The organism is Rhizobacter sp. (assembly GCA_019635355.1).
In the GTDB taxonomy this organism is placed as follows: Bacteria; Pseudomonadota; Gammaproteobacteria; order Burkholderiales; family Burkholderiaceae_C; genus Rhizobacter.
In genome coordinates this window covers 829,037-841,688 of record JAHBZQ010000001.1, presented here as the reverse complement: position 1 = coordinate 841,688, position 12,652 = coordinate 829,037, and the positions used below count along the sequence as shown (strand labels likewise).

At 66.6% G+C, this 12,652-nt stretch carries 9 protein-coding genes; all 9 read left to right on the top strand.

Annotated elements, in window-relative coordinates:
* Positions 1 to 92 precede the first annotated feature (92 nt).
* Genes KF892_03710 through KF892_03670 form a run of 9 tightly spaced genes read left to right on the top strand, consistent with a single transcriptional unit; the run spans position 93 to position 12,599 of the window.
* Positions 93 to 1,409, top strand: coding sequence for a TolC family protein (locus KF892_03710; GenBank protein ID MBX3624097.1), 1,317 nt, complete (start codon positions 93 to 95; stop codon positions 1,407 to 1,409).
* Positions 1,410 to 1,447: 38 nt separating this feature from the next.
* Positions 1,448 to 3,025, top strand: coding sequence for an efflux RND transporter periplasmic adaptor subunit (locus KF892_03705; GenBank protein MBX3624096.1), 1,578 nt, complete (start codon positions 1,448 to 1,450; stop codon positions 3,023 to 3,025).
* A 22-nt stretch (positions 3,026 to 3,047) separates the two neighbouring features.
* Positions 3,048 to 6,230 carry a CusA/CzcA family heavy metal efflux RND transporter gene (locus KF892_03700; GenBank protein MBX3624095.1) on the top strand — a complete coding sequence of 1,061 codons (3,183 nt, stop codon included), beginning with the start codon at positions 3,048 to 3,050 and terminating at the stop codon, positions 6,228 to 6,230.
* 39 nt (positions 6,231 to 6,269) lie between these two features.
* Positions 6,270 to 7,244 carry a cation transporter gene (locus tag KF892_03695; GenBank protein ID MBX3624094.1) on the top strand — a complete coding sequence of 325 codons (975 nt, stop codon included), beginning with the start codon at positions 6,270 to 6,272 and terminating at the stop codon, positions 7,242 to 7,244.
* A 49-nt stretch (positions 7,245 to 7,293) separates the two neighbouring features.
* Positions 7,294 to 7,719, top strand: coding sequence for a hypothetical protein (locus tag KF892_03690; GenBank protein MBX3624093.1), 426 nt, complete (start codon positions 7,294 to 7,296; stop codon positions 7,717 to 7,719).
* 36 nt (positions 7,720 to 7,755) lie between these two features.
* Complete coding sequence (locus tag KF892_03685; protein ID MBX3624092.1) at positions 7,756 to 7,914, top strand: hypothetical protein; 159 nt, start codon at positions 7,756 to 7,758, stop codon at positions 7,912 to 7,914.
* A gap of 16 nt (positions 7,915 to 7,930) precedes the next feature.
* On the top strand, positions 7,931 to 8,614 hold the full coding sequence (locus KF892_03680; protein ID MBX3624091.1) for a heavy metal response regulator transcription factor: 684 nt from the start codon (positions 7,931 to 7,933) through the stop codon (positions 8,612 to 8,614).
* On the top strand, positions 8,611 to 10,011 hold the full coding sequence (locus KF892_03675) for a heavy metal sensor histidine kinase (protein ID MBX3624090.1): 1,401 nt from the start codon (positions 8,611 to 8,613) through the stop codon (positions 10,009 to 10,011). Before KF892_03680 ends, KF892_03675 begins: the two co-directional genes overlap by 4 nt.
* Entirely contained in the window at positions 10,008 to 12,599 is a 2,592-nt protein-coding gene (locus tag KF892_03670; GenBank protein MBX3624089.1) for a heavy metal translocating P-type ATPase, read from the top strand. Before KF892_03675 ends, KF892_03670 begins: the two co-directional genes overlap by 4 nt.
* Positions 12,600 to 12,652: the final 53 nt, after the last annotated feature.

The following is a 12,652-nucleotide window of genomic DNA, read 5'->3' as shown; positions in this document are numbered from 1 at the left end:
GCACCACTTTCCAGGCAAGACTTTCCCCTGACCTGATCACCGCTGCTCTCGTCGAATCCTTCCGGCTGCCTTAGCAACCTCTGGAGTATTCGATGCGCAGAACTTGCGTGCCGCTTCTGTGTGCGGCACTGATCACCCCTATTGCACATGGCCAGGCCACGACGCCTGCTGCCAGTCCGTCCCTTCAACCTTCCCCGGCCGCGAGCGCTCCCGCCGCAGCGGCCTCCACCGCCAGTGCCGGCCTCTCGCTGGACGCTGCGGTGCAAACCGCGCTGCGCCAAAACCCGCTGCTGCGCGCCGCCGAAGCCGATGTCGCGGCGAGTCGCGGTGCGATCGATCAAGCCGGTGTGTTGCCCAACCCGACGCTTGGCGTCGACCAGGAAGACACCCGTCGCGAGACCCGCACGACGACCGTCATGCTGAGCCAGGCCTTCGAGCTGGGCGGCAAACGTGCTGCTCGGGTCGAACTGGCTCGCAGTGGCCGCGATCTGGCCATGGCCGACCTGGCAGCCCGCCAGGCCGACGTTCGAGCCGGCACCATCCAGGCTTTCTTTGATGCCCTGATCGCGCAAGAGCGGGTCAAGGTTGCCGAAGAATCCTTGGGCATCGCCGCGAGTGGCAGCGCTGCTGCTTCGCGCCGTGTGACCGCCGGCAAGGTGTCTCCCATTGAAGAGACCCGTGCACGCGTGGCCGAAGCCACGTCGCGCATCGAGCTGCGCCAGGCGCAGGCCGACCGCCAGTCCGCGCTGCGTTCCCTGAGCCTGGTGATGGGCGTCTCCGAAGGCGCCGTGAGCCAGTTGGATGGTCGCGCAGACACCTTGCCGACGCCACCTGCACCTGAGACGGTCGCCCAGCGGCTGGCACAAGCGCCGGCGCTGCGTCGCGCGCAGAGCGAAGTGCAGCGTGCCAACGCGGCTTACGAGCTGGAGCGCGCACGCCGCATCCCCGATGTCACGGTCAGCCTGGGTGCCAAACGCGCCACGGAGATCGGCCGCAACCAACCCATGATCGGCGTGTCGATCCCGCTGCCGCTGTTCGACACCAACAAGGGTGCGCAGCTCGAGACGCTGCGCCGCCGGGACGCCGCCCAGGCGCTGGCGGAATCCGAGGAGCGGCGCATCCGCTCGGAAGTGCTTCAGACCGTCGACCAGCTGCAGGCACGCGCCAGCGAAGCGCAGACGCTGCGCCAGGACGTGCTGCCTGGCGCCCAAAGCGCCTACGAGGCAGCGAGCCGCGGCTTTGAGCTCGGCAAGTTCAGCTTCCTGGAGGTGCTGGACGCCCAACGCACCTGGCTGCAAGCCCGCACGCAATACCTGCAGTCGCTCGCCGAGGTGCATCGCGCCACCGCCGAACTCGAGCGCCGCCTTGGCAGCCCCAACGATCGCCCGGGCACGGGCACCCAACAGTGAGATTGAAGATGAACACCAAGACGAACCTGGTCGAGCGCATGCGTGACAGCGTGGGCAAGAAGCAGCTGATCGCGATTGCGGCCGTGCTGGCGTTGGGCGGCGTGGGCGCGGTAGCGATCCTGGGCAGCGATCGCGCCAAGCCAGCCGCCGAAGAAGGCCACGGGCATGGCCACGACGAAGCCAAGGGCCACGGCGACGGCGAGCACCACGGCGAGAAGGCCAAGGATGGCCATGGCCACTCTTCTGGCCACGCCGACAACGAGCACCACGAGGAAGCCAAGAAAGGATCCCACGGCGGCGAGATGCTGACCGAGGGCGACTTTGGGGTGGAACTGCTGCTCGCTGAAGAAGGCGGTGTGCCGCGCATGAAGCTGTGGCTCTACCAGGGCGGCAAGGCCGCGGCGCCGACCGTCGGCACCGTGACGGCTGAGTTGACGCGCCCGGGAGGTGAAGTCGAGAAGGTCACCTTCAAGGTCGAGAAAGATGCACTGGTCAGCACCCAGCCGGTCGCCGAACCCCACATGTTCGAAGGCACGCTGGCCGTGCAGACGGCCAAGGAGCCGTTCCTCTTCACGTTCTCCCAGCGCGAGGGCGTGATCGCCTTGTCGCCGGAGCAACTGAAGGCGGCGGGCGTCGGCATGGATGCCGCAGCACCCGCCACCATCCGCTCGACGCTGCAGCTCCCCGGCGAGATCCGCTTCAACGAAGACCGCACCGCTCACGTCGTGCCCCGTGTGGCCGGTGTCGTCGAGTCCGTGCCGGTCTCGCTCGGACAACAGGTCCGCAAAGGTCAGGTGATGGCAGTGGTCAGCAGCCCTGCAGTCTCCGAGCAACGGTCCGAGCTTCAGGCGGCGCTGACCCGCGAGAGGCTGGCGCGTTCAACCTACGAGCGCGAGAAGAAGCTCTTCGAGGAAAAGATCTCCCCGCAGCAGGACGTGCTGCAGGCCGAGAACGCATTGCGCGAAGCCGAGATCGCGGTCAACAACGCGCGCCAGAAGCTACAGGCCGTCGGCGCCGGTCCCGGATCGGGCAGCCTGAACCGCTTCGAGCTGCGCGCGCCGTTCGACGGCACCGTGGTCGAGAAGCACATCTCGCTCGGTGAGCAGGTCAAGGAAGACGCCCAGGTCTTCACCATCTCCGACCTGCGCGTGGTCTGGGCACAGATCAACGTGCCGGCCAAGGACCTGCCGCAAGTGCGCGTCGGCGAGCGCGTCACCATCCGCTCCACAGCCTTCGACCAGACGGCCAACGGCACGGTGGCCTACGTCGGCTCGCTCCTCGGTGAGCAGACCCGCACGGCACAGGCACGTGTCGCGGTCCAGAACCCCAACGCCATCTGGCGTCCGGGGCTCTTCGTCAACGTGGAGATGAGCGCGAGCGAAGCCGCTGCACCCATCACCGTGTCGGCCGAGGCGATCCAGACGATGGGCGACAAGACCGTCGTCTTCCTGCAGACGCAAGGCGGCTTCGTCGCCCAGCCGGTGCAGACCGGCCGCAGCGATGGCAAGCGTGTCGAGATCGTCAAGGGGCTGAAGCCCGGTGCGCGTTACGCCAGCACCGGCAGCTTCGTCGTCAAGTCCGAGGCCGGCAAGTCGTCGGCCACCCACACCCACTGAACGGCAATGACGAGGCTCCTTCATGTTTGAACGAATCATTCGCTTTGCCATCGAGCACCGATGGCTGGTGCTACTCGCCGTGCTCGGCATGGCCGCGCTCGGCGTCTTCAGCTACCAGAAGCTGCCGATCGACGCCGTGCCCGACATCACCAACGTGCAGGTGCAGATCAACACCGGCGCACCGGGCTACTCGCCGCTCGAGACCGAGCAGCGCGTCACGTTCCCGATCGAGACGGTGATGGCCGGCCTGCCGGGCCTGCAGCAGACCCGTTCACTGTCGCGCTACGGCCTGTCGCAGGTGACGGTGATCTTCAAGGACGGCACCGACATCTACTTTGCACGCCAACTGGTCAACGAACGCATCCAGACGGCTCGGGATCAGCTGCCCCAGGGCGTGACACCCGCCATCGGTCCGATCTCCACCGGTTTGGGCGAGATCTACCAGTGGACGGTGGAAGCCCAGGATGGCGCCACGAAGCCGGACGGCAATCCCTACACACCCACCGACCTGCGCGAGATCCAGGACTGGATCATCAAGCCGCAGCTGCGCACCGTGCCGGGCGTGACCGAGATCAACTCCATCGGTGGTTTCGCCAAGGAGTACCACGTCGCGCCGGACCCGACCAAGCTGTCGTCCTATGGCCTGACGCTGGCCGACCTGGTGAATGCGCTCGACCGCAACAACACCAACGTCGGTGCCGGCTACATCGAGCGCAAAGGCGAGCAGTACCTGATCCGCGCCCCGGGCCAGGTGCGCTCGGTCGACGACATCCGCAACGTGGTCCTGCGCAACGAGGCCGGCGTGCCTGTTCGCATCCGCGACGTGGCCACGGTGGAGATCGGCAAGGAGTTGCGCACGGGCGCAGCCACCGACAACGGCCGCGAGGTGGTGCTCGGCACCGTCTTCATGCTGATCGGCGAGAACAGCCGCACCGTCTCCGAAGCGGTGGACAAGCGGATGGTCGAGATCAACAAGAACCTGCCGAAAGGCGTGCACGCGGTGACGGTCTACAACCGCACCTTGTTGGTCGACAAGGCCATCAACACCGTCAAGAAGAACCTGATCGAAGGCGCGGTGCTGGTGATCGCGATCCTGTTCCTCTTCCTCGGCAACATCCGGGCGGCCATCCTGACGGCGATGGTGATCCCGCTGTCGATGCTCTTCACCTTCACCGGCATGGTGAACCAGAAGGTCAGTGCCAACCTGATGAGCCTGGGGGCGCTGGACTTCGGGATCATCATCGACGGCGCGGTGGTGATCGTCGAGAACTGCGTGCGGCGCCTGGCACATGCGCAAGCCCACCACGGGCGGCCGTTGACACGCTCCGAGCGCTTCCACGAGGTGTTCCTCGCGTCGCAGGAAGCGCGTCGGCCGCTGATCTTCGGGCAGCTGATCATCATGATCGTCTACCTGCCGATCTTCGCGCTGGCTGGCGTCGAGGGGAAGATGTTCCACCCGATGGCGTTCACGGTCGTGATCGCACTGATCGGCGCCATGATCCTGTCGGTCACCTTCGTGCCGGCGGCGGTTGCGCTCTTCATCGGCAACAAGGTCGACGAGAAAGAGAACCGCCTGATGGGCTGGGCGAAGCGTGCCTATGAGCCGCTTCTGGGTCGCGTGATGCAGGCCAAGCCGCTGGTGCTGACGGTTGCCGCCATCACCGTCGTGCTCTCCGGCCTGCTGGCCACCCGCCTGGGCAGCGAGTTCGTGCCGAGCCTGAACGAAGGCGACTTCGCGGTGCAGGCCTTGCGCATCCCAGGCACGAGCCTGTCGCAGTCGGTCGCGATGCAGCAGCAGCTCGAGAGCACGCTCAAGGCCAAGTTCCCCGAGATCGAGCGGGTCTTCGCCCGCACCGGCACGGCCGAGATCGCCGCCGACCCGATGCCGCCCAACATCTCGGACAGCTACGTGATGCTCAAGCCCGCCAAAGACTGGCCTGAGCCGCGCAAGACGCGCGAGGAGCTCGTCGCGGCCGTCAAGGCCGAGGTGGCCAAGCTGCCAGGTCAGAACTACGAGTTCTCACAGCCGATCCAGCTGCGCTTCAACGAGCTGATCTCGGGCGTGCGAGCCGACGTGGCCGTCAAGGTATTCGGCGACGACATGGACGTGCTCAACGACACGGCCACGCGCATCGCCGGGGTGCTGCAAGGCATCTCCGGTGCCGCGGAGGTCAACGTCGAGCAGACCACCGGCCTGCCGATGCTCACGGTGCAGATCGACCGAGAGAAGACCGCACGCTACGGCCTCAATGTTCAGGACGTGCAGGACACGCTCGGCACCGCGATCGGCGGCCGCGAGGCCGGCACGCTCTTCGAAGGCGATCGCCGCTTCGACATCCTCGTTCGTCTGCCGGACCACCTGCGCTCGGACCAGGAGGCGATCCGCCGCCTGCCGATCGCCTTGCCCAAGGGAGCCGACAACGCGCAGCGCTTCATCCCGCTGAGCGAGGTCGCCACGCTGTCGCTGGCGCCTGGACCCAACCAGGTCAGCCGCGAAGACGGCAAGCGCCGGGTCGTGGTCAGTGCGAACGTGCGAGACCGCGACATCGGCAGCTTCGTCGCCGAGGCCGAGCAGGCCATCCAGCAACAGATCAAGCTGCAAAGCGGCTACTGGATGACCTGGGGCGGCCAGTTCGAGAACCTGCAGTCGGCGACCAACCGCCTCAAGGTGGTGGTGCCGGTGTCGCTGTTGCTCGTCTTCACCTTGCTCTTCGCGATGTTCGGCAACATCAAGGACGGCCTGCTGGTCTTCACCGGCATTCCGTTTGCGCTGACGGGCGGGATCATCGCGCTGTGGATGCGTGGCATCCCGCTGTCCATCTCGGCGGCGGTGGGCTTCATCGCACTGTCCGGTGTGGCGGTGCTGAACGGGCTGGTGATGCTGTCCTTCATCCGCAACCTGCGCGAAGGTGGCCACACGCTCGACGCCGCGATCCACGAAGGCGCGCTGACCCGGCTGCGCCCGGTGCTGATGACCGCGCTTGTCGCTTCGCTCGGCTTTGTTCCGATGGCCCTGGCCACCGGCACTGGCGCCGAGGTGCAGCGTCCGCTGGCCACCGTGGTGATCGGCGGGATCTTGTCCTCGACGGCGCTGACGCTGCTGGTGCTGCCGGTCCTGTACCGAATTGCCCACCGGCGCGATGACGAAGAGGACGAGGTGGCCGAGCGGCGGCCGCCCACCGCAGCGGCGGACATGCCTGCATGACCCAACGGCGCGATCACTCGGTCGCGCCAGGAGCACACCATGGGTTCGAACCACCAACACGCACCGGCCACCCCGAACAACGAGAAAGCCTTGTGGCTGGCCTTCGGGCTGACCTTCAGCTTCCTCATTGCCGAGGTCGTCGCCGGTGTCCTGACGGGCAGCCTGGCACTGATCTCCGACGCTGCCCACATGTTCACGGATGCGGCGGCACTGGCCATCGCGCTGGCGGCCATCCGCGTGGCAAGGCGACCGGCTGACCTCAAGCGCAGCTTCGGCTACCACCGCTTCGAGATCCTGGCGGCCGCGTTCAACGCGCTGCTGCTGTTTGGCGTCGCGATCTACATCCTGGTCGAAGCCTGGCAGCGATTCAAGCAACCCGCCGCGATCGAGTCGACCGGCATGCTGGTGGTGGCGACGCTCGGCATGGTGATCAACCTGATCAGCATGCGGCTGCTGGCAAGCGGCAAGGACGCGAGCCTCAACATCAAGGGCGCCTACCTCGAGGTCTGGAGCGACCTGCTGGGCTCGATCGGCGTCATCGTCGCGGCCGTGGTCATCCGCTACACCGGCTGGTCCTGGGTGGACAGCCTGGTGGCCGTGGCCATCGGACTGTGGGTGCTGCCGAGGACCTGGGTGTTGCTCAAGGAGAGCCTGAACATCCTGCTCGAAGGTGTGCCGGACGGCATCGATGCGCAGGCCGTCTCGCAAGCCATCCAAGGTGTCCCCGGCGTGACCGGGCTCCACGACCTTCACATCTGGGCGCTGACCAGCGGCAAGGCCAGCCTGAGCGCGCACGTCGTGCACGAGGCCGCCATGGCACCGCAGGAGTTGATCTCGATCCTGCGCGCGCTGCTGCACGACCGTTTCTCGATCGAGCACGTGACCTTGCAGTGCGAAACCACGCCGTGCCCAGACGCATTCGACAACTCTCACTGGACCGAGCCGCGCACCGCCCTGGCGGCGCGCGCAGAGGCGGCTGAAGCCGCCACCTCCACCGCGGCATCCCGCCCGTGACCCTGGGCACTTCATTCACTCCTCCGTTCAACCCACGAAAGGCAACACCATGAACTCCCGTTCCATCTCCATGCTGGCCATCTCCCTTGCCCTCGGCAGCACCTCGGCACTGGCTGTCGACACCCACAAGGGGCACGACCACGGCGGCGGCAAGGCCGGCAGCCATGCGCATGAAGCCAAGCCGGCCTACGGCGGCGTGGTCAGCGTCGTGAAGGACGTCAACTACGAACTGGTCGCCAAGGCCGACACCTTGACGCTCTACGTCAGCGACCACGGCAAACCGGTGGACCTCAAGGGCGCGAGTGCCAAGCTCACGCTGCTGTCGGCCAGCGACAAGGCGGATGTGACGCTCGCACCAGCGGGCGATCGCCTCGAGGCCAAGGGCAGCTTCAAGGTCGGCGCGGGCACCAAAGTGGCTGGACAGGTCACCCTGGCCGGCGGCGCTGCCACGAGCGTGCGCTTCACCCTGAAGTGACCGGAATGTGTGTGGCTTCGCCAGAGTGCCTGCGACATGAGCCCAGCCGAAGAATCCGCGCACGCCTACATCTGGGTGTCGGCGATCGTCGGGCTGATCGCGGCCGTCGTCTTCGGAGTGGTCATGGCATTGCGCGACCGCAAGCGCCGCGCTGTCCGCCGAGAGGAACGCCGCGCAAGTCGCCGGCGCAAATGAGCGAGGCCGGCCGCCGATGAGGGTTCTTCTGGTGGAAGACGAAACCAAGCTCGCTGCGTACCTGCACAAGGGGTTGAGCGAAGAAGGCTTCGTCGTCGACGTGGTGCACAACGGCATCGATGGTCTGCACCTCGCGACCGAGTGCGACTACGACGTGCTGTTGCTGGACCGCATGCTGCCCGGCATCGACGGCATGTCGCTGCTGGCCGCGCTGCGCAAGGTCAAGACGACGCCCGTGATGATGCTGAGCGCTCGGCAGCACACGGACGACCGTGTCGAAGGCCTGCGCGCCGGCGCCGACGACTACCTCGTCAAACCCTTCGCGTTCTCGGAGCTGGTGGCGCGCTTGCACGCGCTTCTCAGACGGGCTCGCCCGGCGCAGGCGCCCGGCGTGGAGACCATGCTGCGCCTCGCCGATCTGGAGCTGGACCTGCTCAAGCGCCGAGCGGTTCGTGCCGGCCAGCGCCTGGACCTGACCGCCAAGGAGCTGCAGCTGCTGGAGTTGCTGCTGCGCCGCCAGGGTGAGGTGCTGTCGCGCACCGAAATCGCCGAGCGCGTCTGGGACATGAACTTCGACAGCGGCACCAACGTGATCGATGTGGCCGTGCGGCGCCTGCGCCACAAGCTCGACGCGCCGTTCGAGCGACCCATGTTGCACACGGTGCGTGGCTTCGGCTACGTCCTGGAGGACCGCGGGTGAAGACCGTGGCCGCAGGGTCTCTCACCCGCCGGCTGTCGGTCGGGCTCGCCTTGCTCAGCCTGACGGTTCTGGCCATGGTCTGCGCTGCCGTGTTCGGCTGGGCGTACCTGGGGCTGAGCGAACAGCAGGTCGAGCGCCTGGACCGCCCCAGGGTTCAGCTGGAGCACCTGTTCAAGGAAGCCCTCGAGACCGGCGATGAGCGCCTCTTGACCCACAAGCTCGGTGACGTGCTGGTCGGGCAGACCTTGTTGTCGGTCGAGATCCTGCGCAATGACGGAAGCATGTTCTTCCGATGGGCGGGCAACAGTCCGGGCGAAGCCCAGCGGTTGCTCCGGTTCGCATTGCCGGCGCCCGACGGCAGTGGCAGCGCCTGGCAGACCCGCCTCGCCCTGGACGTGAGTGCGGATGCGGCCACGCTCAACCTGCTGGCAGCGTCGCTGTCCGCCGCGGCCGCGGTCGGTGCGCTCCTGATCACGGCGGGCGGCTCCGTTCTCGTTCGTCGAGGGCTTCAACCGGTCAGGCGCCTGGTCGACCAGACCAGCATGCTGTCGGTGGAGACACGGGAGCGCCGGTTGGACGGCTCGGCACAGCCCGATGAGCTGGCGCCGCTGGTGCTCCAGTTCAACCAGCTGCTGGGACGTCTGCAGTGCGCGTTCGACCGGTTGGAGGCCTTCAACGCGGATGTTGCGCATGAGCTGGCCACGCCACTGTCCACCCTGATCGGCAGCACCGAGATCGCGCTGAGGCGAGATCGCTCGGCCGAAGAGCTGCGCGTGCTGCTCGAATGCAACCTGGAAGAGTTGCAGCGCCTTGCCCGGATCGTGCAGGACATGCTCTTCCTCGCGCATGCCGACCATGGCACCCAGGCACGCCGCAAGCCCGTGGGCAGCCTCGCGCAGTTGCTCTGGCGCGTGGCGTCCTTCCACGAAGCCGCACTGGCGGACCACTCGCTGATGGTCCAGGTGCATGGCGATGCCGCGGCGGACATCGACAGCTCGCTGATCGAGCGCGCCGCATCCAACCTCTTGTCCAACGCCGCGAGGTATGCGCGAACCGGGTCGATCGTGAACATCGTGGTGGGCGTCCACCAGGACGAGGTCCACCTGCAGGTCGAAAACGAAGGCGAGACCATCCCGGCCGACCGCGTCGGCCGCATCTTCGATCGCTTCTACCGTGCGGAGACCTCTCGCAAGAACGCTGACCGCCATCACGGCCTGGGGTTGTCGATCGTCGCGGCGATCGCGCAGATGCATGGCGGAACCCCATTTGCACGCTCCTCGCAAGGCCACACCACGGTCGGCTTCACCTTGCGCCGAACGGCTGCTTCCGAGGCCACTTCCGCGCCAGCGCGCGCCTTGCCACCCGAATCTCACAAGACCAAGGAGGTCACCCCATGAGCAACCCGCAGCGACTGAATCTGGAGCTTTCCATCGTCCTGCCGTCCGTGGCGGACGAGCGCGATGCCTGCGTGCAGCGACTGACCAAAGCCTTGGAAGAGCAACCCGGCATCGAGAAGGCGCACATCAAGACCGACGGTGACCAGCCGCAGCTTTGCATCCACTTCGACCCGGAGCAGGTGCCACTTCGCAAGGTGCGTGAGTTGGCAATGAACACCGGTGCCGGCCTGACCAAGCGATACGGCCACCTGGTGGCCGAACAAGCCCCGACGCATGCCCGCGCGGCGAGGCGGCTCACGGATCAGCTGCGTGCCATCCCCGGCGTCCTGGAAGCCGACGCCTCGGCATCGGGCGTGGCACGGATCGAGTACGACCGGCAACTCCTGCCCGACAGCCAGCTGCTGAGCCGGCTGAAGTCGCTGGACTTGCGCGTCGTGAACACCCATGCCGCGTCGAAACCAGTGCCCACCGAGCACGGCCAGGAACACGCTGGTCACAGTGAGACGGAACCGCATGACCACGAGCACGGTGATGGCCACCAGCACGGCGACAAGCACGGTCACGACCACAGCCATGCGGATGAGCAAGGCCATCAGGACCACGACCACAGCCACGGTGGCATCTTCGGCGCGAACTCGGAGCTCATCTTCTCGCTGCTCTCCGGCGCGTTCCTGCTCGTCGGGTGGTTGCTCTGGCGCTCGCAGCTGATCTCCAACCCGGTCGCCCTGGGGTTCTTCTTTGCCGCCTACATCTTCGGCGGCTTCTACACGCTGCGTGAGGCTGTCGAAAACCTGCGCGCAAAACGGTTCGAGATCGACACGCTGATGCTGGTGGCGGCCTTCGGCGCTGCCGTGCTGGGCGAGTGGGAGGAAGGCGCATTGCTGCTCTTCCTGTTCAGCCTGGGGCACTCGTTGGAGCACTACGCAATGGGTCGTGCCAAGCGTGCCATCGAAGCGCTGGCGAAGCTCGCACCCGAACGCGCATTGGTGCGCCGGGACGGCCAGGTCGTGGAGGTCGCCGTGGGCACCCTGAACCCCGGTGAGGTGGTCTTGGTGAAGCCGAACGAGCGGCTGCCGGCCGACGGCATCGTGGTGCTCGGTACCAGCAGCGTCAACCAGGCACCCGTGACTGGCGAGAGCGTGCCGGTCGACAAGCAGCCGGTCGCCGATCCGAAGGCCGCATTGGCGTCTTTCGACAAGCTCCCGCCGGAGAACCGGGTCTTCGCCGGCACCATCAACGGCAATGGTGCCCTGGAGATGATGGTCGCCAAGCGTGCCAGCGAGTCGACGATGGCGCGTGTGGTCCGGCTGGTGACCGAGGCGCAGGCACAGCGCTCACCCACGCAGAACTTCACCGACAAGTTCGAGAAGATCTTCGTTCCAGCCGTCCTGATCCTGGTGGTGCTGTTGATGGGTGCCGGTCTGGTCATCGACGAGCCGTTCAGCGCCACGTTCTACCGGGCGATGGCGGTGCTGGTGGCTGCCAGTCCGTGCGCGCTGGCGATCTCGGTGCCGAGCGCCGTCCTGAGCGGTGTCGCACGAGCGGCTCGCAGCGGCGTGCTGGTCAAGGGCGGTGCCCCGCTGGAGAACCTGGGCACGCTGACTGCGATCGCGTTCGACAAGACCGGCACCCTGACCGAAGGCAAGCCGCGCCTGACCGATGTCGCCCCGGCCGGCGGTGTGAGCGAGTCTGAGCTGCTGTCCGTGGCGCTGGCGGTGGAACAGCACAGCGACCATCCCCTGGCCGCGGCGATCGTCACAGGAGCGCGCGAGAAGCTGGGCGCCAATCACCCCCTGCTGGAGGTGCGCGATGTGCAAAGCGTGACGGGACGCGGCGTCCAGGCCAGGCTCGGCAACGACGTGGTCCACATCGGCAAAGCCGTGCTTTTCAAGGAGATCGAAGGCTCGCAGATCCCGCCGGAGGTGGTGGTGGAGAACGACCGCCTGGTGTCCGAAGGACGCACCACGATGCTGGTGCGCCATGGCAACCGGTATCTGGGCATCCTGGGCGTGATGGACACGCCGCGGTCTTCCGCACCAGGCGTGATGCAGTCGCTGAAAGCCCTCGGGATCGAGCGGCTGATCATGATCTCCGGCGACAACCAGCGTGTGGCCGATGCCGTGGCGCAGTCGGTCGGGCTCACCGAAGCGCGCGGCGACCTGATGCCTGACGACAAGGTCGAAGCCATCAAGAAGCTGCGCGGTGACACGGGCAAGGTGGCAATGGTCGGCGACGGCGTCAACGATGCGCCCGCGATGGCGAATGCCACCGTGGGCATCGCCATGGGTGCTGCAGGGTCCGATGTGGCCTTGGAGACGGCCGACGTCGCGCTGATGGCCGATGACCTGGCGCAGCTGCCGTTGGCAGTCGGCCTCTCACGCGCCACCAGCCGGGTGATCAAGCAGAACCTGTGGGTGAGCCTGGGCGTGGTCGCCATGCTGATTCCAGCCACCATCCTTGGCCTCAACATCGGCGTCGCGGTGCTCTTCCATGAAGGATCCACGCTGCTCGTGGTCATCAACGCGCTGCGGCTGCTGGCGTTCAAGCAGCGAGGGCTGGAGCCCACATCGACCACGACAAGCACCTAGATGACGCAACTGTCATCTGTGCGTTGCCCTGTGGTCAGCGCCTGATTTCTACA